At 71.8% G+C, this 25,557-nt stretch carries 22 protein-coding genes; 13 read left to right on the top strand and 9 right to left on the bottom strand.

What is annotated here, in order from left to right; translation table 11 throughout:
* Positions 1-42: 42 nt before the first annotated feature.
* From ACGFSC_RS19040 to ACGFSC_RS19025, 4 genes are all read right to left on the bottom strand, one after another.
* The gene (locus ACGFSC_RS19040) at positions 43-540 is read right to left on the bottom strand and encodes a phosphoribosyltransferase (RefSeq protein ID WP_359904705.1); all 498 of its coding nucleotides are present in this window, start codon (positions 538-540) and stop codon (positions 43-45) included.
* 162 nt (positions 541-702) lie between these two features.
* Complete coding sequence (locus ACGFSC_RS19035; RefSeq protein WP_359904738.1) at positions 703-3,120, bottom strand: ABC transporter permease; 2,418 nt, start codon at positions 3,118-3,120, stop codon at positions 703-705.
* Positions 3,121-3,152: 32 nt separating this feature from the next.
* Positions 3,153-3,884, bottom strand: coding sequence for an ABC transporter ATP-binding protein (locus ACGFSC_RS19030; RefSeq protein WP_359904736.1), 732 nt, complete (start codon positions 3,882-3,884; stop codon positions 3,153-3,155).
* 452 nt (positions 3,885-4,336) lie between these two features.
* Positions 4,337-5,269, bottom strand: a complete 933-nt coding sequence (locus tag ACGFSC_RS19025; protein WP_359904702.1) for a LysR substrate-binding domain-containing protein — start codon at positions 5,267-5,269, stop codon at positions 4,337-4,339.
* A gap of 98 nt (positions 5,270-5,367) precedes the next feature.
* Between ACGFSC_RS19025 and ACGFSC_RS19020 the strand changes: the two genes are divergently transcribed.
* Complete coding sequence (locus ACGFSC_RS19020; protein WP_359904699.1) at positions 5,368-5,859, top strand: GNAT family N-acetyltransferase; 492 nt, start codon at positions 5,368-5,370, stop codon at positions 5,857-5,859.
* Between the two features lie 44 nt (positions 5,860-5,903).
* Complete coding sequence (locus ACGFSC_RS19015; RefSeq protein ID WP_359904696.1) at positions 5,904-6,080, top strand: hypothetical protein; 177 nt, start codon at positions 5,904-5,906, stop codon at positions 6,078-6,080.
* Positions 6,081-6,239: 159 nt separating this feature from the next.
* Here the strand turns inward: ACGFSC_RS19015 and ACGFSC_RS19010 are convergent, their stop codons facing one another.
* Together ACGFSC_RS19010 and ACGFSC_RS19005 are read right to left on the bottom strand one after the other, a co-directional pair.
* Positions 6,240-6,908, bottom strand: coding sequence for a response regulator transcription factor (locus tag ACGFSC_RS19010; protein WP_359904733.1), 669 nt, complete (start codon positions 6,906-6,908; stop codon positions 6,240-6,242).
* A gap of 33 nt (positions 6,909-6,941) precedes the next feature.
* Positions 6,942-7,952, bottom strand: coding sequence for a sensor histidine kinase (locus tag ACGFSC_RS19005; RefSeq protein ID WP_359904694.1), 1,011 nt, complete (start codon positions 7,950-7,952; stop codon positions 6,942-6,944).
* Between the two features lie 321 nt (positions 7,953-8,273).
* Between ACGFSC_RS19005 and ACGFSC_RS19000 the strand changes: the two genes are divergently transcribed.
* The 8 genes from ACGFSC_RS19000 to ACGFSC_RS18965 all read left to right on the top strand — a co-directional run bounded on the left by ACGFSC_RS19000 (position 8,274) and on the right by ACGFSC_RS18965 (position 19,196).
* Entirely contained in the window at positions 8,274-8,999 is a 726-nt protein-coding gene (locus ACGFSC_RS19000; RefSeq protein ID WP_359904691.1) for an ABC transporter ATP-binding protein, read from the top strand.
* Entirely contained in the window at positions 8,996-10,336 is a 1,341-nt protein-coding gene (locus tag ACGFSC_RS18995) for an ABC transporter permease (RefSeq protein WP_359904688.1), read from the top strand. Before ACGFSC_RS19000 ends, ACGFSC_RS18995 begins: the two co-directional genes overlap by 4 nt.
* A 52-nt stretch (positions 10,337-10,388) precedes the next feature.
* A complete protein-coding gene (locus ACGFSC_RS18990; RefSeq protein WP_359904685.1) occupies positions 10,389-11,156 on the top strand; it encodes a DUF4097 family beta strand repeat-containing protein in 768 nt (255 codons plus the stop codon).
* Between the two features lie 220 nt (positions 11,157-11,376).
* Entirely contained in the window at positions 11,377-12,867 is a 1,491-nt protein-coding gene (gene dacB, locus ACGFSC_RS18985; protein ID WP_359904682.1) for a D-alanyl-D-alanine carboxypeptidase/D-alanyl-D-alanine-endopeptidase, read from the top strand.
* Positions 12,868-13,205: 338 nt separating this feature from the next.
* On the top strand, positions 13,206-14,189 hold the full coding sequence (locus tag ACGFSC_RS18980; RefSeq protein ID WP_359904679.1) for an ABC transporter permease: 984 nt from the start codon (positions 13,206-13,208) through the stop codon (positions 14,187-14,189).
* A 193-nt stretch (positions 14,190-14,382) separates the two neighbouring features.
* Positions 14,383-15,243 (top strand): ABC transporter permease, encoded by an 861-nt coding sequence (locus ACGFSC_RS18975; protein ID WP_359904731.1) that lies wholly within the window; start codon positions 14,383-14,385, stop codon positions 15,241-15,243.
* The gene (locus ACGFSC_RS18970; RefSeq protein WP_359904676.1) at positions 15,240-17,426 is read left to right on the top strand and encodes an ABC transporter ATP-binding protein; all 2,187 of its coding nucleotides are present in this window, start codon (positions 15,240-15,242) and stop codon (positions 17,424-17,426) included. Before ACGFSC_RS18975 ends, ACGFSC_RS18970 begins: the two co-directional genes overlap by 4 nt.
* Before the next feature lie 72 nt (positions 17,427-17,498).
* Positions 17,499-19,196, top strand: a complete 1,698-nt coding sequence (locus tag ACGFSC_RS18965) for an ABC transporter family substrate-binding protein (protein WP_359904673.1) — start codon at positions 17,499-17,501, stop codon at positions 19,194-19,196.
* Between the two features lie 17 nt (positions 19,197-19,213).
* Here ACGFSC_RS18965 and ACGFSC_RS18960 read toward each other — a convergent pair whose 3' ends face one another.
* Complete coding sequence (locus tag ACGFSC_RS18960) at positions 19,214-20,338, bottom strand: hypothetical protein (protein WP_359904670.1); 1,125 nt, start codon at positions 20,336-20,338, stop codon at positions 19,214-19,216.
* A gap of 256 nt (positions 20,339-20,594) precedes the next feature.
* Between ACGFSC_RS18960 and ACGFSC_RS18955 the strand changes: the two genes are divergently transcribed.
* The 3 genes from ACGFSC_RS18955 (at position 20,595) to ACGFSC_RS18945 (ending at position 23,844) form a co-directional block, all read left to right on the top strand.
* Positions 20,595-21,881 carry a hypothetical protein gene (locus ACGFSC_RS18955; protein ID WP_359904667.1) on the top strand — a complete coding sequence of 429 codons (1,287 nt, stop codon included), beginning with the start codon at positions 20,595-20,597 and terminating at the stop codon, positions 21,879-21,881.
* 449 nt (positions 21,882-22,330) lie between these two features.
* A complete protein-coding gene (locus ACGFSC_RS18950; RefSeq protein WP_359904664.1) occupies positions 22,331-22,579 on the top strand; it encodes a hypothetical protein in 249 nt (82 codons plus the stop codon).
* A 158-nt stretch (positions 22,580-22,737) separates the two neighbouring features.
* Positions 22,738-23,844 carry a hypothetical protein gene (locus ACGFSC_RS18945; protein WP_359904662.1) on the top strand — a complete coding sequence of 369 codons (1,107 nt, stop codon included), beginning with the start codon at positions 22,738-22,740 and terminating at the stop codon, positions 23,842-23,844.
* On the opposite strand, the gene ACGFSC_RS18940 is transcribed toward ACGFSC_RS18945, so the two are convergent.
* Both ACGFSC_RS18940 and ACGFSC_RS18935 read right to left on the bottom strand, forming a co-directional pair.
* Complete coding sequence (locus ACGFSC_RS18940; protein ID WP_359904659.1) at positions 23,834-24,619, bottom strand: N-acetyltransferase; 786 nt, start codon at positions 24,617-24,619, stop codon at positions 23,834-23,836. The two genes, ACGFSC_RS18945 and ACGFSC_RS18940, sit on opposite strands and share 11 nt — an antisense overlap.
* Before the next feature lie 43 nt (positions 24,620-24,662).
* Positions 24,663-25,508, bottom strand: a complete 846-nt coding sequence (locus tag ACGFSC_RS18935; RefSeq protein ID WP_359904656.1) for a class I SAM-dependent methyltransferase — start codon at positions 25,506-25,508, stop codon at positions 24,663-24,665.
* Positions 25,509-25,557: the final 49 nt, after the last annotated feature.

Below are 25,557 nucleotides of genomic sequence, written 5' to 3'. Positions count from 1 at the left end.
GATCCCCGGCGGCGTCCCGACCTGCGGGCGTACCGCCTTCGATCAGGCGTCGAGCACCTGGCCGTCGCGCCTGACGACCGGTCCTTCCGTCGACCACGGGAACTCGATCCAGTCGTCGGTCCGCTTCCACACGTACTCGCACTTCACCAGGGAGTGCGACTTCTCGTAGATGACGGCGGACCGGACCTCGGCGACATGGTCGAGGCAGAAGTCGTGCACGAGGCGCAGTGTCTTGCCGGTGTCGGCGACATCGTCGGTGATCAGGACCTTCTTGTCGGTGAAGTCGATCGCGGCGGGAACGGGCGCCAACATGACGGGCATCTCCAGAGTGGTGCCCACGCCCGTGTAGAACTCGACGTTCACCAGGTGGATGTTCTTGCAGTCCAGCGCGTACGCCAGACCGCCCGCTACGAACACCCCACCGCGGGCGATGCTCAGGACGAGGTCGGGTTCGTATCCGTCGTCGGCGATCGTCTGCGCGAGTTCGCGCACCGCCTGTCCGAAGGTCTGGTAATCCAAGGTCTCGCGCACATCAGTCACGGCGACCAGTGTCCTCGGCCCTCGGCCGGGCGGCGAGTACCGGCACGCTCAGGAGCGGAAGTGTGGTGTTTCACACCTCGGTCGCACACTCCGGGGCGGGACGGGCCGGGACTGGGCCGGACGGGCCGTGCCCTACTCCCGGATCCCCTACTCCGGGATCCCCTACTCCCGGATGCCTGCGGCCTCGATCGCCCGAAAACGGGTCGCCCGCGAGGCCGCTCCCCACCCGGTGATCACGGTGACGAGGGCGCAGAGCGCGACGGTCCCCAGGACCTGCGTCCACGGGATCACCGTCGGCGCCGAGGTGACGAGTTCGCTCAGCGAAGCGTGCTGGGTCACCGCGACGAGCCCGGTGGCCACGGCCGCGAGCAGCGTGCCGACGACCACCGCCACGGCCGACTCGGCCACGGCCACCTTCGCGATCTGGCCGCGCACCGCGCCGGCCAGCCCGAGCAGGGCGAACTCCCGCCGCCGCCCGGCCATCGCCATGATCAGGGTGTTGGCGACGGCGATCAGCGCGTAGGCCAGCGCGATCCCCAGGATGATCACCGCGGCGTTGTCCGTCTGCTCGGCGGCGCGTGCGCGCTGGGCCTCCAGGTAGGCGTCATGGGTCATGACGTGCGCGCCGGAGCCGGCCAGCGCCTGGTTCACCGCCGCCGTCTGCTGTTCGTCGAGCGGCCGGCCCGGGCCCGTCCGGGAGTCGAGGTAGACCCGGTTCGGCGTCACCGCGCCGGTCAGCGACGCGGACAGGTAGGTGTCGTCGCCGTTCAGGCCGCGTGCGACGACCGCCGCGACGACGGTCGGCACCCGAGCGCCGGTCGGCAGCAGCGTGACCACCTGGTCCCCCACCGACAGACCGTCGGATCGGGCCGCGTGCTCGTCGATGACCAGGAAGTTCTCGGGCAGCGAGGTGAGCGAGCCGGAGAGCACGGGCGGCGTGACGGTCGTGCCCAGCGCGGACGCGGGCACGGCGTTCGTGCTCAGCGAGTCGATCTGGTCGCCCTTCGCGGTGCCGATCCGGATGTTCATCGAGGTGACCGGGGTGACCCGGACCCCGGGCACCGCCGCCAGCTTCTCCAGCGTCCGCGCGTCGATCCCCGTGCCGCCGGGCACCACCACGTCGGCCGCGTGGATCTCCTGCTGCTGGCGGGCGAGCACCACCGCGTCACCGGACTTCTGCACCGTCAGCAGGGTGGCGACCAGTCCGACGGCCACCACGATCGGCGCCACCGTGGCGGCCGTACGCCGCCGGGAGGTGAGGATGTTCTCGCGCACCAGCAGCGGGCCGGCCTTGGCCGAGCCGCGCAGCGGGCCGATCAGCGCCCGGGTGACCGGCCGCAGCAGGATCGGCGCCAGCAGGGTGACCGCCCCCACGTACAGGACCGGAACGGCCTCGTACTTGCGGGCGCTGGCCGCCAGGTACGGCTCGGTCCGGGCGATGACGATCCCGGAGGCGACCGCGCCGATCAGCATCCCGATCCCGAGCAGCCAGCGGATCGGCGTCATCCCGCGGCGCTCCACCGCGCTCTCGCGCAGCACCTCGATCGGCCGGATCAGCGAGACCCGGACCAGGGTGGCGGCCGAGCCGGCCAGCGCCGCGGCCACGCCGATGACGAAGGAGACCAGCAGCGGCAGGGGGTTGAAGGGGATGGTGAACCAGGACGGGGCCACGTTGTGGTCGAGCATCCAGGAGCGCAGCGGCACGGTGCACAGCGGGGCGAGGACACAGCCGACGACCGCCGCCGCCAGGCCGATCAGCAGCGCCTCGCCGAGCACCATGCGCCGCACCTGCCGGGGCGCGGCGCCCACCAGCCGCATCAGCGCCAGTTCACGGCGGCGCTGCTCGGCGGCGAAGGCGAAGGTCGCGATGACGACGAACACCGCGACGAACACCGCCAGTCCGGTCGTACTGCCCGCCATCGCCTGGGCGTTGGCCAGCGCCTGGGCGCCGCCGGTGGAGTCGGCGTCGAGCCGGGTCAGGTCGTCACCACCGAGGACCACGGCCCGGCCGCCCACGAGGGCGGACAGCTGCTGCGGGTTCTGGTCGGCGACCAGGGCGTTGACCCCGGGCGAGAGGCGCTGGGCCTCGGCATCGCCGAAGAAGACGGCGCTCTCGAACCAGAGCGCGTCGGTGACCCCGACCACCTGGTAGCGGCCGGCGTTGTCGGAGGTGGCGGCCTCGGCCTGGCGCCCGATCAGCGACTGGTCTCCGCCGCCGACGACGATCTCGTCCGGGGCCTGCGGCGCGCGCCCGGCCAGCAGGCGGTAGCCCGCGAAGGCGGCCGATGACCAGGGGTGGCCGGTCGTCCCCCCGGAGCCGGGGTTCAGCCGTACCGGGAAGCTGCGGTCGGGTGTGGCCTTGCCCGAGGCGGTCACCTGCGTCACGACCTCGGCCGGCAACACCGCCGGGGCCTTCATCGCGCGCCCCCCGAAGCCCTGCGGCGCGACCACGACCCGGGCTTCCTTGAACCGCTGCGGCCCCGGGTGCGGCGTGCCGAAGGTGGCCGCCAGGGTCAGCGTCATCATGCCGATCATCGTCGCGCCGAGCGCGAGGGCGAGGAAGGCGCCCACGAAGCCCATCAAGCGGTGACGCAGGGTCGCTACGGCGAGCCTCAGCACGGGTTCGTCCCGCTCCCGCCGGGCTCCAACGCCGCCATCCGCAGCGCCACGGTCTCGGCCGTCGGCTCGAACAGCTCGCCGGTCACCCTGCCATCGGCGAGGAAGACCACCCGCTGCGCGTACGAGGCCGCCACCGGGTCGTGCGTGACCATGATCACCGTCTGCCCGTGCTCCTCGACGACGCCGCGCAGCAGCGCCAGGACCTCCCGCGCGGTACGCGAGTCCAGCGCGCCGGTCGGCTCGTCCGCGAAGATCACCTCGGGCCTGGTCACCAGCGCACGCGCGATGGCGACCCGCTGCTGCTGCCCGCCCGACAGCTCGGCGGGCCGGTGCCCACCGCGCTCGGCCAGGCCGACCTCGGACAGCCCCCGGTCGATCGCCACCGGGTCGATCGGACGCCCGGCCAACCGCAACGGCAACTCGATGTTCTGACGAGCCGTCAGTGACGGGACCAGGTTGAAGGACTGGAAGATGAAGCCCATGTGCTCACGGCGCAGCTCGGTCAGGGCACGCTCGGAGAGCTCGTGCAACGGCGCGCCGTCGAGCAGGACCTGGCCCGCGTCGACCCGGTCGAGGCCCGCCGCGCACTGCAGCAGCGTCGACTTGCCCGAACCCGAAGGGCCCATGATGGCGGTGAAGGTGCCCGCCTCGAAGCCGACGTCCACCCCGTCGAGCGCCCGCACCCGGTTGTCGCCGCGGCCGTACGTCTTGTGTACGGCGGTCAGGCGGACGGTGTCGCCCGCCCGCCCCGCGCCGACGGAGGCCGGGCTCGAAGCCCGTACCGGTAGAGCCTTGTTCCGGAACACTCGCTCGCCTTTTCCATCGGGGCATCGGTCGGGGCATCGGTCACCCGCCGCACCGACGCTAGGGTCTGTCTTCAAACCCCCGTCGTTCGCCCGGAGGGCGGGCGGGGCGGCGTTGGGGTGCGTGCATCGCAAGGCGGAGGAGGGAGCCACTGCGGTGGGGGCACCTCCCGGCCGCCAGGCTGGGGGCCATTGGCGACCGACGACAACGCGGCGAGGTGGGTGCCCCAACGCCGCCCCGCAGGCGGGGGTTCGACGACAGACCCTAGGGCCGTTCGCGGTGTCCACACCTCCGGACTGCCCCTGATCTCGCCCCTGAGGAACCCCCGAGGAACCCCTGACCCGGGCAGACGGCGGCCGCGCGGCCTGACCGCTCAACGGGCCGACGCGGCACCGTCGTTCGACCGTTCGCCCCGGCCCGCCACCACGGATTCGGACACCGCGGTGAAGGCCCGCACGAGGGGACGGTCGTCTCCCCGGCGGGTGGCCAGGAGGACCCGGCTCACGGCGGGCGGCCCGTCGAGTTCGAGGCGCCGTGCGCCCGCGGGGAGCAGCGTGGTGGCGCTGTGGGGGGCGATGGTGACGCCGAGGCCGGCGGCGACGAGCATGATGATGGTGTGCCAGTTGGAGCACTCCTGGGCGACCCGGACGTCGTTGCCGGTGTCCCGGATGGGCTGGGTGTTCACGTCGAAGGCGTGGGCTCCCGCCGAGCGCGGGAAGAGGATCAGGGGGTCGGCGGCCAGCGCCGCCGCTTTCACCCGGCCGTTCCCGGCGGCGGGGTGGTCGGTGGGGACGACCGCGACGAGGCGTTCCGTCGTCAGGAGGGCGAGGTCGATGTCGTCGCGTTCCTCGGCGTCCCGGACGATCCCGATGTCGGCGGTGCCGCGTTCCAGGGCCGTCAGGACGTCGACGGTGAAGCCGTCGTGCAGCCTGACCCGGACGTCCGGGCGGCGGTGGGAGAAGGCGCGGAGGCGTTCGCTGACGATCGCGGTGGCGGAGGTGATGAAGGCGATGTCCAGGCGGCCGGTCTCGCCGCGGCCGACGCGACCGGCCTCGTCGAGGTCGGCGGCCAGCCGGCCCAGGAGGTCCCCGGCCCGCGGCCGGAACGTCGCTCCCGCGTCCGTGAGGCGGACGCTCCGGGAGGTCCGCCGGAACAGTTCGACGCCCACGATCTTCTCCAGCTGTCTGATCTGCTGGGACAGGGCCGGCTGGGCGATGTGCAGCCGCTGGGCGGCGCGGCCGAAGTGCAGTTCCTCGGCCAGCGCCAGGAAGTACCGCAGATGGCGGAGTTCGATTCGCTGATCCATATCTCCAGCCTATGGATGGCGGCCGATGTGTGTATTGGACACCTGGGTGGGCGGAGCCGGAGGCTGACGTGGTGTCGTTCAGGGAAGGAACCCACCTCATGCCGTACGCCTCCGCCCCGACCGTGGTCTCCTCGATCGCGTCGCCGAGCGATGCCGACGCGTTCCGCGCGCTGAACGAGGAGTGGATCTCGCAGCTGTTCACCCTGGAGGAGGAGGACCGGGCCGTGCTCGGGGATCCGTTCGGCCGCATCGTGGGCCCGGGCGGCGACGTGCTCCTGGCCCGCGAGCCGGGCAGCGGCACCGTGCTGGGGTGCGTGGCGCTGCTGGCCTACCCGGACGCCGTGTTCGAGCTGGCGAAGATGGCCGTGACCCCCGCCGCGCGGGGACACGGCATCGGCCGCCGGCTCGTGGCCGCGGCGGTCGACCGGGCCCGGGCGCTCGGCGGGGCCCGGCTGTTCCTCGGCACCAACAGCACACTGGCCGCCGCCGTCCACCTCTACGAGGACGCCGGGTTCGTCAGGATCACCCGCGACCGCCTCCCGGTGGCCGACTACTACGCCCGCGCCGACATCCTCATGGAACTGGCCTGAGGCACCGACGGTGCGGGCGGAGAACGCGAACGGAGGAGGTCGGCATGGACGGTGGTCACCACGGCGGTGACGGCAACGACTCGTGGCTCAGCAGTGTCGTCGGCGGCGGCGACGGGCCCTTCGGCGGCGGTGGCAACGGCGGCGGGCCGCTGGGGACGCTTCTCGTGATCCTCCTGGTCTTCGGCGTGCCGATCCTGGTGGTGCTCCTGCTGGCCGACTGACGGGCGGCGGCCCGGCAGCCAGGCGGCCCGGACACCTGCCCGGGCCGCCGCAGGGAGCACGGAGGACGGAGGACGGCGCACGGAGCAGGCTCGTTGCTCCTCCCCGCAGAGCGTCACCGGGCGGGGAGCCGTTCCGCTGTCCTGGTCCTGGCGGCACGGCTAGTTGTATTCGAACCAGGTCAGGATGGCCTTCACCCGGCGGTTGTCCTCGCCGGAGGGCATGCCGAGTTTCAGGAAGACGTTCCCCACGTGTTTGGCCACGGCGGCGCCCGAGAGGAACAGCTCTGTCGCGATCTCCGCGTTGGAGCGGCCTTCGGCCATGAGAGCGAGCACCTCCTGTTCACGGGCCGTGAGGCGGGCGAGCGGGCCCCGCGGCGGGTCGGCGCGGGTGACGTGGCGGACCACCTCGGAGTCGATCACCACTCCGCCGCCGGAGACCGTCTCGACGGCCCGCAGGAAGTCCGCCACTCTGCCCACCTTCTCCTTGAGCAGGTAGCCGACGGCCCCGTCGGCGCCCGGGCCGTTCAGGAGTTCGCGCACGTACGGGCCCGTGACGTAGGCGGAGAGGACCAGTACCGGCAGGTCCCGGTGCCGCGACCGAATGTCGATCGCGGCCCGGAGTCCGTCGTCGGTGTTCCCGGGCGGCATGCGGACATCCGTGATCACCAGGTCGGGGGCGGCTCCGGCGGCGGTGAGGTCGTCGACAGCGGCGACCAGTTCGTCGGCGTCCTCGCATTCACGGATCACGTCGTGGGCACTGGAAACCAGGATCTCCCGGATTCCGGCGCGTATCAGCAGACTGTCGTCCGCCAGGATGATTCTCACAATCTATTTCCCATCGCTTTTCCCTGTCGAGTTCCGTCACCACGGGGGTTGGGCCGGGGCGGATGCCACGACCTCCGTTCCGCCGCCCGGCGGGCTGATGATTTCGAGGTTCCCACCGACGCTTCGCATCCGCTCACGCAGCCCGGAGAGCCCGGATCCGGTGCTGATCCGCGCGCCGCCGGCGCCGTCGTCGCCCACCCGGACGCGGACGCCGCTCTCGGTGCACCGCATCTCGATCCGGGCGCTCCCGACGCCCGCGTGCTTGGCGATGTTCGTCAGGGCCTCGGAGACCGTGAAGTACACGGCCGTGGCGATCGGTGAGGAGAGCCAGGCGTCCGTACCGGTGCTGGTCAGTTCGACCTGCAACGGTGATCTGGCCACCAGTTCGCGGACGGCGGCGACGAGACCGAGATCGCTCAGTTCGCTGGGGTGGATGTCGCGCACCGTCTCCCTCAGCCGTTCGAGCGCGCGCTCCGCCTGGGCCTGGGCCTGGCGGGCCAGCTGGACGATCCGTTCCTGGTCGGTGGCCGTCGCTGCGGCTTCCAGGATTCCCAGGCGCATGACGAGGGCGACGAGTTCCTGCTGGGCGCCGTCGTGCAGGTCACGCTCGATGCGCCGGCGCTCGTTCTCGAAGGCCGCCGTCAGCGAGGCCCGGCTGGCGCGGAGTTCCTCCAGTTTCGCGAGCAGGTCGGGGTTCCGGCTCCCCGAGAAGGCCCGCAGGAGCAGGTCGCGGAGCAGGGAGATGCCGGCCAGCGCGCCCACGGTGACCGCACCGAGGGCGATTCCCGCGGGCACCGCCACGAGGGTTTCCCACAGGGCGGCCGGGGTGAACGGGCCGACTTTCGCGGCAATGCCGAAACCCCAGAAGACGGGGGAGAAAACCAGCGCCAGAGCGCCGACGAATCCGAAGAAGCCCACCAACAGCGAGAGCGCGGACAGGAGCGCGGCGGTGACGAACACGGGCAGGTCGGTCTTCCACACCGACCGTGCCCGCAGCCGACCGGCCACCCACTGCGGCCAGCTGCGGTCGACGGGTCGCAGCGGCATCGTCCGGACTCCGCACCACTGCGCCCTGGAGCGGTCCAGTTCGGCCACCACCGGAACCGAGACCGGCGCAGCGAGAACGGAAATCAGGAGAATCGGAAAGGCGGCCGCTGCGACGAATTCGGTCAGCAGTCTCCGGGCAACACGAATCTGCGCCATGATCAACATTTTCGCACAGTTCGGATGGGTCGGACGGTAGATCCAAGTCTACCTCCAATAGCAGTGCGGGCACCCGTGCACTCCACTGCCCGGCCTTGCTTTCCTTGGTTCATGCCATTCTCCACTACCGCTCCCGTGCCGTGCATTCGTTTGCGCGGCCTTCGGATGGAATTCCCCGTTCCCGGCCGCCGGGGCGATACGACGCGCGTCCTGCACGACATCGACCTGGAGATTCCCGAAGGCCGGCTGACCGCCGTCGTCGGCCCCTCCGGTTCGGGCAAGTCGACGCTCCTGCTCTGCACGGCCGGGCTGGAGCGGGCGACCGCGGGGTCCGTCGAGATCCTCGGGACGGACGTCCGCTCGCTCAGCCCCCGCAAGCAGGCCGCGTTCCGCAGCGAGAACATCGGCTTCGTCTTCCAGGAGTACAACCTCGTCAGCTCGCTGACGGTCGAGGACAACATCGCCCTGCCGGCGCGGCTCGCCGGCCGCCGGGTGCCCAGGGCGCGGGTCGAGGACGCCATGGCGCGGCTCGGCATCGCCAAGCACGCGCGGCGACGCCCCGACCGCCTCTCCGGTGGCGAGCGCCAGCGCGTCGCGGTGGCCCGGGTGGTGGCGAACCAGCCGCGGATCGTCTTCGCCGACGAGCCGACGGGTGCGCTCGACATCAAGTCGGGTCATGTGGTGCTCGACTGGCTGCAGGCGCTTCCCGCGCAGGGGAGCACGGTGCTCATGGTCACCCACGACCCTCATGCGGCCGCGCGGGCCGATCAGGTCGTGGTGATGGGGTCCGGGCGGGTACACGCCGTCATCCCCGGTGGCGACTCCCGCGCGGTGGGCGACGCCGTCCTCGCGGCGCAGTCGGCGGACGAGGCGGGCGGGGAGGAGTCGTGATCCGGCTCGTGCTGTCGGACATCCGCCTGCAGGCGTCGATGTGGTGGTGGACGCTCCTGTGCGCCACGGTCGGCGCGGCGTGCTCGGCGGGCTCGGCCATCGCGATGTTCACCGCCGTCTCGGCGGCGCGGGCGGCGGGTGACGCGCGGATGGTCTCCGCGTCGATCGCCCTCGGCGGCAACATCGTCTTCTTCACCGTGCTCGCCGCCGTGGGCATCGTCGCCTCCGCGGTCGGTCTGACGCTGACGACCCAGCGGCGCGAGCACGCCCTGTGGGTGATCCTCGGGATTCCGCGCCACCGGGTCAGGATCATCCTGCGGACGGAGCTGGTGGTGCTGGGCGCGGTGGCCGGCGCGCTGGCCGCACCGCTCGCCCTGCTGGTCGCGGGTGTCACCCTCGCGCAGTGGAAGGGGACGGGTCTCGAACTGCACGGGGCCTCGGTCGGGTTCCGGTTCTGGTACGTCGGCGTGAGCGTGCTGTTCGGACTGGTTCCGTGCCTGCTCGGCGGCTGGGGCGTCACCCGGCGGGCCGCCAGGACGCCGGAGATGCGCGCCTTCCGGGACTTCTCCGATCCCCCGGCGCGGCCGGGCGTGGCCCGCGGTGGCCTCGCCCTGTGCCTGCTCGCCGGTGTGGTCGGGATGTGGGTCCCCGGCCTGGGCCTCGAACTCAAGGGCGGGCTCGCCCAGCGGACGGCCTTCGCGTTCGCCGGGAACCTCTTCCTCGTCTGCCTGCTGCTGCTGATGGGGCCGTGGGTGCTCACCCCGCTGATGAAGCTCTGGACGGCGCTGGTGCCCTCGCGCGGCGTCGCCTGGCACCTTGCCGTGCAGTCGTGCCGGGCCCGCGCGACGAGGAGCGTCACCACGGTGCTGCCCTTCGCGCTCTCCCTGTCGTTCGTCGGCCTCTTCATGGTGATGGGGAAGGTCATGCCCGGAGGCAGCGCCGGGCTGGACAACATCCTGGTCGTGCTGGGCTGGGTCTTCGTCGTGTCCTGGGTCGGGGGCCTCGCCGTGATCGCCCTCGTCGGACGGGAGCGCACCCGTGACTCCGCCGTCGTGACGGTGGCCGGTGCGCGGCCGGGCGTGGTCACCCGGTCGATGGTCTACGAGGGGGCGATCTACGCGGGGACGGCGATCGTCTTCGGCGCGCTGTTCGTCGCCGTGTCGAGTCTCACCATCGCCCTGGGGGCCCGGATCGACGTCGTCCGGGTCCTGGCGGGCCTCCCCTGGGCCACGCTCGGGGCGCTCGCCGCCGGGACGCTGGTCACCACCTGCCTCGCGCTGGTCCTGCAGGCGGCCCGGGTGTCGCGCACGGTCGCGGTCCGGGCGCTGCGCTCGTGAACCGGGGTGCGGGAATCCACACCACCATGTTCGTTGACGAAGGAAGAATTCGATGGAACTGACCACGCGCACGCTTCTCGCCTTCGGCGGAACCGCGCTCCTCGGCCTCGCCGCCACGGCCTGCACCACGGACGGCCCATCGGCCGACGCGACCGTGGAATCGAAGTCCTTCGACTTCGCCGGTGGCAGCCTGACCGTCAAGTCCGGTGCCGCCGACCTCGCGCTGGTGGCCGCCGACGTCGAGGGCGTTCAGGTGGAACGACGGGTCAGCGGCAGGAAGGTCGGCGGGGAGGTGGGGTCCGGCTGGCAGCTCGAAGGGGGCACGCTCACGCTCTCGCTGGACTGCACGGGGATCTCGGTGGACTGCGGCGCGAAGTACACCGTGAAGGTGCCGCGCGCCGTCGCAGTCACCGCCGAGAGCGGCAAGGGGCGCATCGAGGCCACCGGCTTCACCGCGGACTTCTCGGCCAGGACCGCCGGCGGCGACGTCCGGTTGTCGGATCTCCACGGAGCCGAGCTGGCCCTGGAAGGCGGCGACGGAAGCATCGAGGGCGACGGGATCTCCGCCCGGTCCGTCAGCGTCACGTCGCGGAACGGCCACGTCGACCTGGGCCTGGCCGCCGTGCCCGACCTGGTCGACGTGCAGAGCAGGGACGGCGACGTCGTGCTGGGCCTGCCGGAATCGAAGTACGCGGTCCGCACGGCCGCGAAGAAGGGCGACGTCACCGTGAACGTCACGAAGGACGACGCGAGCGGCCATTCCGTGGCCGTCCGGACCCGCAACGGCAGCATCGCCATCGGCACGGGCCGGAAGTCCTAGCCGCCGCGCAGCAGCCGGGCCGGAAGCGTTCGATCGAGCGCGAAAGTCGAACAGGAAAGAACGAATGTCAAGCAACTCCCTCTCCGGAATCAGGGCACCTCGGGTACGACGGCGTGCAGCCCTGGCGCTCGCCGCTTCGATGACGGCTGCCGTGGCGATGACGGCGTGCTCCCACAACTCCACGGACAACTCGGCCTCTCCGGCACCGGGTGCCGCACGGGTGAGCGCCGACCTGCAGAAGCTCATGAGTGCCGCGCCGTGGTCGTCGGGCCAGTGGGGCCTGCAGGTCGCCGATCTGCAGACGGGGAAGGTCGTCCAGTCCAAGGGCGCCGATTCCCGGTTCATGACCGGTTCGACGGCCAAGACCTTCGCGGTCAGTGCTGCGCTCGACGTCCTGGGCGACGACCATCGCTTCCGTACGCCCGTGGTGCATTCGGGTACGGTCTCCGCGGACGGGCGGCTCTCCGGCGATCTCATCCTGGTCGGGAGCGGCGATCTGGCACTCGGTGGGCGGACCACCGCGTCGGGCGGACTGGACGTCCCCGACTTCGACCACTACGACGCCAACGCCGTACCCGGCATGGCGACCATCACCGGAGAGGATCCGCTGGCGGGTGTCGACGAGCTGGCTCGACAGGTCGCGGCCAGTGGAGTCCGCCATGTCGACGGCGACGTGGTGATCGACAACCGACTCTGGGATCCGGTGTCGATCGGCGGGGTGCCGGTCACTCCGACCGTCGTCAACGACAACCTGATCGACGTGCTCATCACGCCGGGCGCACCCGGCGAGCCGGCCAAGGTCGACTGGCGCCCGAAGACGGCCGCCTTCGGCGTCGACGCGCAGGTGACGACCACGCCCGCCGGAAGCAAGCCGGCGGTGACGACCGAAAGCGTGAGTCCTGGTCACATTCGGGTGCGAGGCTCCGTGCCCGCGGACGCGAAGGCTCCCTTCGTGACGACCTACCAGGTTCCCGACCCGGCGGCGTTCGCCCGCACCGTCCTCATCGAGGCACTCGCCAGAAACGGCGTCAGCGTATCCGCCCCCTCGCTGGGAGCGAACCCCGACAGCAAGCTTCCTCCGTCGGCGGAAGTGAGCTCGCTGCCGGTATCGGCGACCTACACGTCTCCGCCCTTCAAGGAGTACGCAAAGCTGATCAACAAGGTCAGCCACAACCTCGGGGCGAACCTTCTGCCGCCGCTGATGGCAGCACACGAGGGGCAACGAACCTATGCGGACGGCATGAAGATCGAGAAGGAGTTCCTCGCTCGCGCAGGCGTGGATCCGAATTCGGTGAGCCTCGTCGACGCCCAGGGCCTCCCCGGCGACAAGGCGACGCCGACCGCCCAGGTGGCGCTGCTGCGGCACCTGGCACGACAGGACGACTTCGACGTCTTCTACGACTCCATGCCGAGCATGGGCGTCGACGGCTCGCTTGCCGACGTCATCGAGCACACCGATCCCGCCGCAGGACACATCCGTGCGAAGACCGGCACCCTGGTCAGTTCCTACCAGGGCAAGCTGGCTCTCGGCACGAAGGCACTCGCAGGCTATGTCGATGCGAAGGACGGCCACCGCTACGCCTTCGCGATCTACGTGAACAACATTCCGGTGCCCAGTGACTCCGTGAGCGATGCCATCGACCTCGCGCTCAAGGCCAACAAGCAACTGGGAGCGATGGCCGCCACCATCTACAAGTCGCCCAAGGCGTGACGGGCAGCCCGGTAGCCAGGCGCTCGGCTGGGGTCTCCCAGCCCCGCTGCCGGGCCCCGGGGCCGCGCACGCCTCCGGGACCCGGCAGCCACTGTGGCCTCTCCCACCTGCGAATTCAACGAATTGTGACGCGAACACCTCCGCGTGCTGCGGGGGCGTTTCGTCTTCGTGTCCACATGCCCTGATCCCTGGCGCCACCTGTCGCTCGCACACAGACTGGCTTCTGCACGGTCGTGCAAGCACCCCTTGGATCGAGGAAGTTCCATCCGCATGCCCAGTTCCCCCAGACCCGGCGCTCCCCAGCCGCACCCGCCGCATCCGGTGGGGAGGTGCCGTCCGTGCTCCGGTACGTGACACGCAGGGCGGCGGGCTGGTTCCTGGTGATCGCCGTGGCCACCAACGCCACGTATTTCCTGGCCAGTTGGTTCCTCGACCCGCGTTCGAACTTCAAGGAGCTGCGCCCGGTCCGCACCGAGGAGCAGATCTTCCGGGCCCTGGCCCCCTACAACCTCGACCCGCACGAGCCGCTGCTCCACCGCTGGTGGGACTGGCTGACCGGGGTGGTCCTGCACTTCGACTGGGGCCGCTCCCCCGTCGGGGTCCGGGTGAACGGGGAGATCGGCTACCGCTCCCTGGTCAGCGCCGAACTGGTGATCGGCGCGACGGTCCTGTCCGTCGTCGTCGGCGTCGCGCTCGCGGTCCACACCGCCTCGCGCCAGTACGGCTGGCGGGACCGGGCCGCCCAGGCCCTGTCCATGGCGCTCTTCAACGTCCCGGTGTCCATCGCCGCCCTCGCCCTGGTGCTGCTGGCCATCCGGCTGAACGAACAGGCGGGTTGGCACTTCCTGTACGTCGCGGGGGAGAACTCGCCCGACGTGGAAGGGTTCTGGGCGACGATCGGCGACCGGCTGCTGCACCTGATCCTGCCGACGCTGACGCTCACCCTGACGGGGTACGTGGGCTACCACCTCACCCAGCGCTCCCTGCTGCTGGACGTCATCGGCTCCGACTTCGTGCGCACCGCCCGGGCCACCGGGCTCACCCGCGCCCGGGCGATCCGCCGGCACGCCCTGCGCACCGCTCTGATCCCCACCGCCCAGTCCGTGGCCTTCAGCATCCCGGCCGTCTTCACCGGCGCGGTCCTCACGGAGACGATCTTCGGCTGGAACGGCATGGGCCAGTACTTCATCCAGACCATCAGCAAGAACGACGTGCACGGCACCGTGGCGACCGCCGCCTTCGCCGCCGCCCTGACCGCGGTCGGCGCGATCCTCGCGGACATCGCCACCGTTCTTCTCGACCCGAGAGTGCGGGTGAGCTGAGATGAGTACCCCCGTGACCCCTGTGACCCCTGTGAGTCCCGACGCGACCGCCGAAGGCGTCCCGGCCACCGCACCCGGGCCGGCCGCCGGTCCGCTGCTCACCGAGCAGGACGGGCACGACGGGCGGGACGGGCGGGACGAGCGAGGCGTGCGCGACGGACATGACCGGCACGACCTGCACGACGGTCGCTACCTGGGACGGCGCCGCCTCTACCTGCGGCGCTTCCTGCGAAACCGGACCGCGGTCGCCGGCGTGGTGTTCTTCCTGCTGCTCGTGCTGTTCAGTGCGCTCGGCGACCTGTTCACCCCGTACGGCTACGCGGACACCGACTTCTCGGCCCTGACCCAGTCCCCCGGCGCCGAGCACTGGTTCGGCACCAACCAGGGCGGCAACGACGTCTACGCCGCCGCGGTGCACGGCCTCCAGCGCTCGCTGGTGATCGCCGTGACCGTCTCCGTCCTGACCGTCGCCATCTCCGCGGTCGTCGGCGCGGGCGCCGCCTACTTCGGGGGCCGGGTGGAGAAGGCCACCCTCGCCCTCATCCACTTCCTGCTGATCGTGCCCTCCTTCCTGATCCTCGCCCTGGTCTCGCACCGGCTGGCGGGCGACTGGCGGGTCCTCGTCCTCGTCCTGACGGTGTTCGGCTGGATGTCCACCGCCCGCGTGGTCTGGTCGGTGTCGACGTCCCTGCGCGAACGCGACTACGTGCGCGCCGCGGAGTTCATGGGCGTGCGCCCCCTGCGCATCGTGGTGCGCCACATCATCCCCAACCTGGGCTCCCTGCTCATCGTCAACCTCACCCTGGGCGTGGTCTCCACCGTGCTCAGCGAGACCGCGCTGTCCTTCCTCGGCTTCGGCGTCCAGACCCCCGACGTGTCGCTGGGCACGATGCTCGCCGACGGCGCGGGCACCATCACCAGCGCCCCCTGGCTCTTCGCCTTCCCCGCCGGGCTGACCGTACTGCTCACCGTCTCGATGACCTTCGTCGGCGACGGCCTGCGCGACGCCCTCGACCCCACGTCCACCACCGGCGCGGCCGGAGGCCGACGATGACCCTCGCACCCGCCCACCGCACCGGGCCCACGCCCGGGCCCACCGGCCTCACCGAACCCAGTGGCCTCACCGGCCCCGCCGGGCCCGCACCCGTCCTGTCCGTACGCGACCTGCGCGTCTCCTTCCCCTCCGAGGCCGGACCGGTGGAGGCCGTGCGCGGCGTCGACTTCGACCTCCTGCCCGGGCGCACCCTGGGCATCGTCGGCGAGTCCGGCTCCGGCAAGTCCGCCACCGCCCTCGCCGTCATGGGCCTGCTGCCGCCCACCGCGCGGCTCGGCGGCCGGATCCTGCTGGGCGGCCGCGACCTGGCCGCCATGGGCGACAAGGAGCTCTCCCGGGTGCGCGGCAAGGACATCGGCATGGTCTTCCAGGACCCGATGTCCGCGCTCACGCCCATCTTCAGCGTCGGCCGGCTGCTCTCCGAGGCCCTGCGCGTGCACCGGGAGCTGTCCAGGAAGGACGCCTGGGAGCAGGCGGTGGAACTGCTCGACCTGGTCGGCATCCCCGACCCGCGCGAACGCGCCAAGGCGTTCCCGCACGAGTTCTCCGGCGGCATGCGCCAACGCGTCGTCATCGCGCTGGCCATCGCCAACAAGCCCTCGGTGCTCGTCGCCGACGAGCCCACCACGGCGCTCGACGTCACCGTCCAGGCCCAGATCCTCGACGTGCTGCGCCTGGCCCAGCGCGAGACCGGCGCCGGTCTCGTCCTGATCACCCACGACCTGGGCGTGGTGGCCGGCCACGCCGACGACGTCGCCGTCATGTACGCCGGACGGATCGTCGAGCACGCGAGCGTCGACGAGCTCTTCCGCCGTCCGACGATGCCCTACACCGCCCGCCTGCTGGCCAGCATCCCGACCGTGGACGGCGGCGTCCAACGGCCCCTGGTCCCGGTCGGCGGAGAGCCGCCGTCCCTGGTCGGCCTGCCCGGCGGCTGCCCCTTCGCGCCCCGCTGCACGGTGGCCCGGGACGTGTGCCGGACCACCGAACCGGACCTGACCGCGCCGGACCTGACCACGCCGGACTCGACCGCAGCGGACTCGACCGCGCCGGACCTGACCGCACCGGCCGGGCAGCGCGGGCGCGCCGCCTGCCACCGCGCGCAGGAGATCGCCGACGGAAGCCTCGACCCCGTCGGGGCGGCCGCCCCCGTGCCACCGGCCGCGTCCGGGGAGCGGACCGCCGGCGACGTGGTCCTGCGCGTCGAGGACCTGGTCAAGACCTTCCCCGTCACCAAGGGGGCCCTGCTCAAGCGCCGGGTGGGGACCCTGCACGCGGTCAACCACGTCAGCTTCGAACTGCGTGCGGGCGAGACCCTGGGCCTGGTCGGGGAGTCCGGCAGCGGCAAGACCACCACGCTGCGCGAGGTGCTGCGGCTGCGCGCCCCCGAGGGCGGGCGCGTCGAAGTGGCCGGCACCGACGTCGCCACGCTGCGGTCGGCCGCCCAGGTGCGCGAACTGCGGCGCGAGGTCCAGATCGTCCTCCAGGATCCGACGGACGCCCTGGACCCCCGGCTGACCGTCTTCGACCTGCTGGCCGAACCGCTCCAGGCCGCCGGCGCCGACCGGACGGCCATCCGCTCCCGGGTCACCCGGCTCCTCGACCTGGTGGGCCTGGACCGCGCCATGGGCGACCGCTTCCCCGCCGCCCTGTCCGGCGGCCAGCGCCAGCGCGTCGGCATCGCCCGCGCCCTGGCCCGCGAGCCAAGGCTGCTGGTCCTGGACGAGCCGCTGTCCGCCCTGGACGTCTCCGTGCAGGCCGAGATCATCAACCTGCTCGCCCGGCTGAAGCGCGAACTGGGCCTGGCCTACCTGGTGGTGGCGCACGACCTGGCCGTGGTGCGCTACTTCTCCGACCGCATCGCGGTGATGTACCTCGGACACGTCGTCGAATCCGGCGCCACCGAGGAGATCTTCGCCCGGCCCCGGCACCCGTACACGAAGGCCCTGCTGTCGGCGATCCCGGTCCCCGACCCGGAACGCGAGCGCCACCGCGAGCGCATCGTCCTCGCGGGCGAGCAGCCCAGCGCCGCCCGGCTGCCGCAGGGCTGCGTGTTCGTCGACCGCTGCCCGCTCCACCGGGAGGCCGACGAGAGCGTACGGACGCGCTGCCGCACCGAACGGCCGGCGACCGTCGGCACCCCGGGCGGCGCCGACCACCAGTACGCCTGCCACGCGGTCTGACACCCGCCACCCCGCACCGCCTCATCCCGCCCCACCCTTCCCCTTCTCGCCGATTACCACCAAGGACATCCCATGCGTCGCAAGCTCGCCCTGCCCCTCGCGCTCGCCGCGGCCGTCTCGGTCGCCGCCACCGCGTGCTCCTCCTCGTCCTCCTCCGGCGGCTCCCCCAGCGGCTCCCCCGGGCAGGACGCCAAGAACACCGCCCAGGTCGCGTCCTCGGTCACCGACTACAACCCCCAGCCGTACGAGAACATCAAGGACGGCGGCACCTACACCTCCGCGGGGACCTTCGACGAACAGGGCAACCCCTTCAACGTCAACGGCACCCTGAACGCGCTGCGGATCTGGTCCTGGTACAACGCCGACGCCATCACCTACTCGCCCACCGGCGAGGTCCAGTACAACCCGGACTACTACAGCGACGTGAAGGTCACCGTCGAGGGCGGCGACCAGAAGGTCGTCATCACCCTCAACCCCAAGGCCGTGTTCAACGACGGCACCCCGATCGACTGGCGGGCCATCGAGGCCACCTGGAAGGCCAACAACGGCTCGGACAAGGACTACGCGGCCTCCTCCACCGACGGCTACGACCGCATCACCTCCGTCACCCGGGGCACGGACGACAAGCAGGCGGTCATCGCCTTCAAGGGCGTCAACGCCTCCTGGTCCGCGCTGTTCACCACCTTCCTGCACCCCCAGGCCGCCACCGTCGACAACTTCAACAAGGCGTACGTCAAGACGGCCCACCCCGAATGGGGCACCGGACCGTACACCGTGGGCACCTGGGACGAGCATTCCGGCAACATCACCTTCGTGCGCAACCCCACCTGGTGGGGCCGGACGGGCAAGCTCGACAAGCGCGTCTACGTCAACCTGGAGAGCGCCGCCTCGATCAACGCCTTCAAGAACGGCGAAATCGACTACGCCCCCGTCGGAACCGCCGAGAACCTCAAGCAGGTGAAGACGGTCAAGGACGCCGGGATCCGCAGCGGCGGCAGTCCCTTCGAGTACGCGCTGTACCTCAACACCAAGTCCCCGCTCCTCGGCGACGTCCAGGTCCGCAAGGCGGTGCAGGAGAGCATCGACCGCACGCAGATAGCGAAGATCCGCTTCCAGGGCCTCGACTACACCGAGCCGCTGCCCGGCTCGGCAGTGCTCTACAGCTTCCAGCAGGGCTACCAGGACAACGTCGCCACCGTGCTGAAGTACGACCCGGAGGAGGCCCGGAAGACCCTGGACGCGGCCGGCTGGCAGCCCGGGGCCGACGGCATCCGCGCCAAGGACGGCAAGCAGCTCGAACTCGGCTACACCCTGCTCGGCGACGGCCCCATCGAGAAGGCCACCGCCGGAGCGTTCACCGCGATGCTCAAGGCCGTCGGCGTGAAGGTGGACGTCAACAAGGTCTCCGAGAACGACTTCTCCAAGGTGCTCAGCGACCGCCGCTTCGACCTGTTCATCTCCGGCAACCGCTCGACGGACCCCTTCGGCGCCCGGTACCTGTGCGACTTCTACTGCTCGGACCGTGACTCCAACATCACCGGCTCCGGCACCCCCGAGCTGGACAAGGAGATCCGCGCCACCGGAGAGATCGCCGACCTCGGCCAGCAGATCGCCGCCGTCAACAAGGTCGAGCGGAAGGCCCTCCAGCAGTACGCCTTCCTGCCGCTCTACAGCGGCCCCTCCACCTACGGCATCCGCAAGGGCCTCGCCAACGTCGGTGCCACCATCTTCTACAGCCCGCTGCCCGAGACCATCGGCTGGCAGAAGTAGCGCCGGCGGAACAGGCGTCAGAGGGCTGGTGGCCAGGGGCCGGCGAGCAGTCGTGCGGCCTCGGCGACGATCCTCGCGGCGATGGCCTCCTTCGACTCGGCGACGGCGGGGCTCCAATCCTCGTACTGGATGCCCTCGCTGACGATCGGCTGCAGCGCATCGGGGTGGCCGAGCGCTGACCACACCTCGTGGCCCAGGAGGTCGGCGCCGATGGCCGGGTGCATGCCGCCCTTCACGATCAGGGTGAGCCACCAGCGGGCGAGCTCCCAGCGGATCTCGCGTTCCTCCGTGGGGGCGTCCGCCAGCAGATCGAGCTCGTCCATCACCTGGTCGAAGAGCTGGGCCGCCTCCGGCTCCTCGGAACGCCCGAGCCCGGCGAGCAACCGCAGCGAGGGCGTGTCGACATCCAGAACGAGCGCCACCAGGCCGGCCCGGATCAGCTGATCCGCGCTGACGCGGCGTCCCAGGACACGTTCGAGAGCCAGCATCCGCAGGTCGGTGAGCGCCTCCCGCGAGGTGCGGGCGCAGGGGTCGTACGGCGTCGTGCAGAGGGCCGGACGCGGGGTGCCGTTGTTCTCCGCGAGAACGTAGGACCAGAAAGGGACAGTGGCACGGGCGGAGTCCAACTGCCCGGGCAGGCCGGCGAACTCGTGGCGGAGGTAGTCGGTGAGGTCGGCCCCGTAGAAGATGATGTCGGTCTGGTGGACCGACAGGACCGGGTGTCCGACCTGTCCGGGAATCCCCGGCAGGTAGCGGTGGCCGAAGACCGGGACGAGCTGGGGGACATCGGCCAGGAAGGACCGCGCGACCCTCACCGCGGCCTCGGCCTCCTGCGGCCGCTCGCCCCACGCCGGATGCCAGAAGCCGTTGTGACGGACGTCGAAGAGCGTGCCCTCGACCGGCCGGTCGAGGCGCTCCCGCAGCACGGCCGGATCGCCGTCGCGCCAGTCGGGCCAGCCCTCCCCCAGCGGAAGCCCCGCCCCCAGGAAGACCCGGTGGTCGGCAGCGAACCGGAAGCCGAACCGCGCCTCCACGGCGTCCAGCTCCCGCTCGCCCATGCCGGCGGAGATGTCGGCACCGTGCAGGCGGTGGAGGGCCCGCGCGGCTGCGGCCGTGAGAGGACGAGGCGGCTGAAGAGTCACCTACTCAGCCTAATCGGCCCGCGCCCTGGCCCCCGCCGCAGCGCAACGTCCGGGGCCCGCACGTTCGAGTCGCGAGGGGCGGCCGGCCGGGCCCGCACCCAGGAAGCCTGCCATCAGGACCTCTCGCCGCCGGCGGCACCGAGCAGGCAATGCTTCGCGCCACAGTGTCACAATTCGGTGACTGGGTGTCATAGGCGTGTTCTAGAGTTCCTGACGAAGAGCCGCAGACGGTGGCGTGGTGCAGAAGGGTGGCCGTGTGGAATCGAGGGGCCTGTCCGTCGCGGACTGCGGACGTCTACCGACCGGTGTCGTCGCCGAGGCCGCAGAGTCGGACTTCGAAGTGCTCGTGCGGACGGCGATCGCCGACGCCACGCGCCCTCCCGTCCGGCGCAGCACCAGAGCGTGGCTGCGGTCGCTGGAGATGCACCTGGACTGGGTGGACGCGCTGTTGTTCGCCGAGGGTGAGCTCCAGGTCGCCGTGGAGCGGCTCTCGTACCAGCGGGACCCTCGGGTCGAGGCGAACGAGAACCGGCTGCGGTGGGTCCGCCGGGCCCTGGCCGAAGCACGCGCTCTGGCCAACGACTACAGGCTGGAGGTTCACCGCTCCCGCGAGGATGTCCGTGACCACCTCGACGCCGTCCACGTCGCCCAGCGGTGGCTGCGCCGGCACTTCACCGAGGAAGGCGACCTGATCAGGGAGGCCCTCTGCGGAAAGGCCGGAATCGCCGCGCACGTTCCCAAACCCCCGGACGCCAGGGACGGCCTGCACGCAATCGAGATGGCCGCCGCGAGTGGAGCGATCGACGCCCCGCTCACCACCGCGGTCTCCATGCTGATCAAGGCGCCGTGGGAGCCCTTCCGCAGCGCGGTGGCCCGTGACATCAACCAGCAGGATGCCCGCAACACCCTGCTGCGGCACCCCCTTCTGCTGCGCCGCTGGCACCAGGCCCTGCTGGAACTGCTGGAGGAGTGCACGCCCCGGGCCCACGCCGTCTCCGCACGCGCGTTGGGCGACCTCGAGATCGATCTGCATGTACTGGGGCACGCCGAGGCCATGCGGACCCTGAACAACCGACGGTTCTTCGTCGCCGTGCTCCAGCGCCTGGCCGAGTACGAGCGCACCGTCCGGAGGCTGTCCAAGGAAGTGGCCCGGTGGGACCTCAAGCGCAAGGAGCCGTGGGCCGGCATCGAGCCCGAGGTCCAGGCCGAACTCGCCCGCCGGCACCCGGGCGAGTACGCCTTCGTCCGCCGTTCCCTCGACCCGTACGGTGAGGAGTTCGGTAGCCGCACCCTCGATCCGACCTGGCGGAACAACCATCAGCGCTGGTCCGAGCTTCGACGCCAGGTGATGGCCGCGCTCGCGGACGGAACGTGGCAGACCGCAGTCCTGCCGAAACAACGCGCGGACTCCGACGTCAAGGACGACGTCGACCGCGCGACTCGCAACGCCGAGCTCAGGCGGAAGGTCCAGGCCGGCCTGCTGACCCCCAAACAAGCCAAACGCAAGCGCGAGCAGGACAACCGGCGACGCCGCGCCCTTTGAACCCCGGACGCCCCTTCCCGGAAACGGGCAGCGATCACCGGGGCCCCGGGGCGTCCCCGTTCCCGCGGCCCCGGCCGGCCGTCACGACCTGGCACTGCGCACCGGCCCGGCGGCCACGGCAACCAGTAGCGAGAAGTGGACCGGGGAGCGAACCCACCGCGAGTGACGCCGCCGACGGGCCCCCGGGCCGTCGGCGGCGCACCGTTGGCCCCCGGACTCCGGAAACGTCGCCCCCGCCGGGTTCACCGGTCTCGTGCGCGATGCGCCCGACATGGTTCGTGTGATCACTACTGGTCTACTCCAATCTGTCCTGAATACGTCGTCACAGCAGGCCCCGGACTGCCGTTCACTGTTCCTCCCGAGCAGCCGGGTTCGCTGCCGCAGGACCGGTCGACATGGGAGGCGGGATGCGAAGGGCCGTACGCTGTCTGGCCGTTGGGGTTGCCGCCGTGCTCGGAGCCGGTGCGGTGGTGGCCGTGCACGTCGACGGGCGGACGCCGCTCGTGCCTGCCCTGTACCTGGACGGGCTCCTCGCGGTCGGCTGGCTGTCGCTCCTCGCCCTGGCCGTACCGCGGCGACGGTCCGCGGGCCCGTCGGTGGACGACGGCGGCGGGCCGCCGCAGCAGGCCGACCTGCCCCACCGGACGGACGCCGAGCCTCGCGCGACCTCGCACTGGAGGGGTCGCCACGGGCCCTGACCCCGGCCCCGGCCCGACCCCGGCCCCGGCCCCGCTCCCGGCCCCGACCCTGTGGAATCCGGCCGAGGTCGCGTCGCGGTCTTTCCGCCGTGGGCGGCTCCTGCCACCATGACGCGAGGACCCCGGAGCGAGGGAGAGCTGTGGTACCGACGGTGCGCGTGAGTTCGGCGGTCATGACCCACCCGGTACGCCTGGTTCAGGCCCGCGAGCTGGCCGAGCGGCTCGGGCTGGACGGCCTGGCGCTCGATCCGGAGCCGGACGGCCCGCCGTCGGCGCTCCGGACGGCCCTGGTCGCCTGGGCGGCGGCGGACTCCGGGGGGAGCCATCACCTCGTCGTCCAGGACGACGTCTCCGCCCCGGAGGACATGGTGGCGCTCGTCGGCCGCGCGGCCACCCGGTTCCCCGACGAGGCCCTGGTGTTCTACACCAACTGGCACGCGCGCAACGGCGGCGCCGCCCGGCTCGCCGCGCTCGCCGGAGCCTCCTGGGTGCGGGCGGTGCCGGACGAGTTCACGCCGTCCCTCGCCGTCTGTCTGCCGCTCGACACGGTGGAGGACTTCCGCCGGTTCGCCACCGGCAGCGCCGAGCGCCACGACGACGAGCTCTTCTCGGTCTTCTTCCGCGAGCGCGGCCGGATGAGTCTGATCGCCGTGCCCAACGTGGTGGAGCACATCGGCACCAGCAGCATCAACGGCCATGCCACCCAGGGGATCCGGCTCGCCGTCTGCCCCGTGGACGCCGCCGACGCCGCACCGCTGCTGGAGCGGGGCCGCGTCCTGGAGGAGCCGGGGTGGATCCCGTACATGCGGTACGGCGAGGGCTACGTCCGGCTGGTCGGCCAGGAGCACGGCCCGGACGGCGGCCGGGGTCACCACCGCTGGCTCGACGCCCTGCCGGCGACCGGCATCCCGGAGCGGGCCGTGCGCGACGCGGTGGCGGCGGACATGCCGGAGGACCTGGCGTCGGAGGTGGCGCGGCGGTTCGGCCGGAGCTTCGCCGAGGAGCTGTGGATCCACTGCCTCCTGCTCGGCCGGCAGGCGGCCGAGGCCGCCCGCCGGCTGTCCGGCGACCCCGGCGACCCCGGCCACGCCGGCGACGTCCCGCCGGCCGCCCTCGCCCGGCTGCGGGAGGCGGCGGTGGCCACCGCCGGCCCCGCCGGTCTGCCGCCCGAGCGCCGCCCCGAGGCCGGTCCGGACGAGGTGCGGCTCATGTCCGCCTTCGCGTGGACCGCCGTCAGGGCCGGGGAGCGGCTGCCTACGGCGTGACCACCGGCGTGACGCCCGACAGGTCCTCCGCCGCGGCCGGGTGGGTGATCCACACCCCGGGCTCCCAGTACGAGCCGAGGTCCCGTGCACGCTCGATCCGCAGCGTGGAGAGGCCTCCCGGGAAGACGTAGTCGCCGTCCTCCGGGAAGGCGAGGCCGGTCCAGCGCTCCCATTCGGCCACCGTGCCGGTGATCCGCGACGACTGTTCCGAGGCTCCGGCGATCGTGCCGCCGGCACCCACCTGGGTGCGGATCCACGGGTCGAGCGGGGCCCCGTCCGCGCGCCGCCAGCCCGCGTACCGTTCGATCGGCACCAGCGGGTACCGGTCCTTCCAGGTGGGCCGCACCGGTACCAGCACCGTCTCCAGGGCGGCCCGCCGCGCGACTTGGCGCATCGCGTCGAGGAGCACGGTGGAGAACCCCTTGCGCTGGTAGTCCTCCGCGACCTCGATGCCCAGCGCGCACAGGGCGCCGGCGGTCCGGCCCGCCGCGCGGTCCGCGAACGCCCGGGCGATGGAGTCGTCCAGGCCGGGGCCGAGGTCGGCGGCCGTGCCGTCCCAGGTGCGCGGCAGCGAGCGTCCGGCGCCCGCCACCACCTCGCGCACGTCGTCGTACAGGACGAACTGGTAGTCGGGGAACTCCTCGAACAGCCGGTTCCAGTAGGCGTCGTTGACGTCTCCGTGCAGGTTGTACTCGGGCACGATGCCGGCGAACCGTTCCGGCATGCGGTCCCACAGTTCGGGGCGCTCCGCGTGGGTCACCACGACCAGGGCCATCGGACCGTTCTCCTCTCCTCGTGAACCTACGGACCCGCCGGACCTACGCGGGGACTTCGACGTCCCAGACGATGACGATCGGCAGCCCGTCCCAGGCCGCCCGTGCCGCGTCCGCGATGAACTCCTCGTAACCGCCGGGCGCGAGGCGCCCGTTGAAGAGCGGTTCGTGGCAGGCCCGCACCCGCAGCCCCGCTCCGGTGAACGCCTCCAGGTACCGCCCGGGGAGGTGGACGTGATTGCGGATGAAGGCGAGCCGGTCGGAGCCGTGCACGAAGAGGCACTGTCCCTGCAGGGCGATGACGAAGGGGTGCATGTCCGAGACGAGGATCCGCCCGCCCGGCCGGACCACCCGGGCCAGCTCGGACACTCCCGCCGCGAGGTCCGGCAGGTGGGTCATGGCCAGCGAGCAGACCGCGAGATCGACCGAGTCGTCGTCGAGCGGCAGCTTCTCCAGGTGCCCGAGCCGGTAGTCGGCCTCGGGGGCGCGCTCGCGGGCTCTGGCCAGCATCTCGGGCGACTGGTCCACGCCGATGGTGCGGTGCCCGCGGGAGACGAGGGCGCCGGTCTGGCGACCGGTGCCGCAGGCGGCGTCGAGGGCGGTGCCCGTGGGGAGGGTGTCGAGGATCCCGTGCAGCACGGGCTCCTCGACCTCGATGTACGAGCTGGGCAGCGAGTCGTACACCGCCGACCAGGAGGCGTAGCCCTCGGCGGCGTCGAGTTCGCTGACGTCGGCGCCGCCGTCCGGCAGCCGCCCGTCACCCGACGCGAAGCGCCGGATGTCCTCGACGCGTTCCCGCAGGAACGTCTCGTCCCCGTCCACGGCGTGGCGCAGGAGCGCCAGCCCCTCGATTCCCAGGACGAGTTCCCGTACCCGGAATTCACTGCTCATGAGAGCCCCTTGTCGATGACCGGAGGTGACGGATTTCGCGGTAGCCGGT

This window comes from Kitasatospora sp. NPDC048715 (assembly GCF_043198905.1).
Taxonomy (GTDB): Bacteria; Actinomycetota; Actinomycetes; order Streptomycetales; family Streptomycetaceae; genus Kitasatospora; species Kitasatospora lactacystinica.
This window is presented reverse-complemented; position numbering and strand designations above follow the sequence as displayed.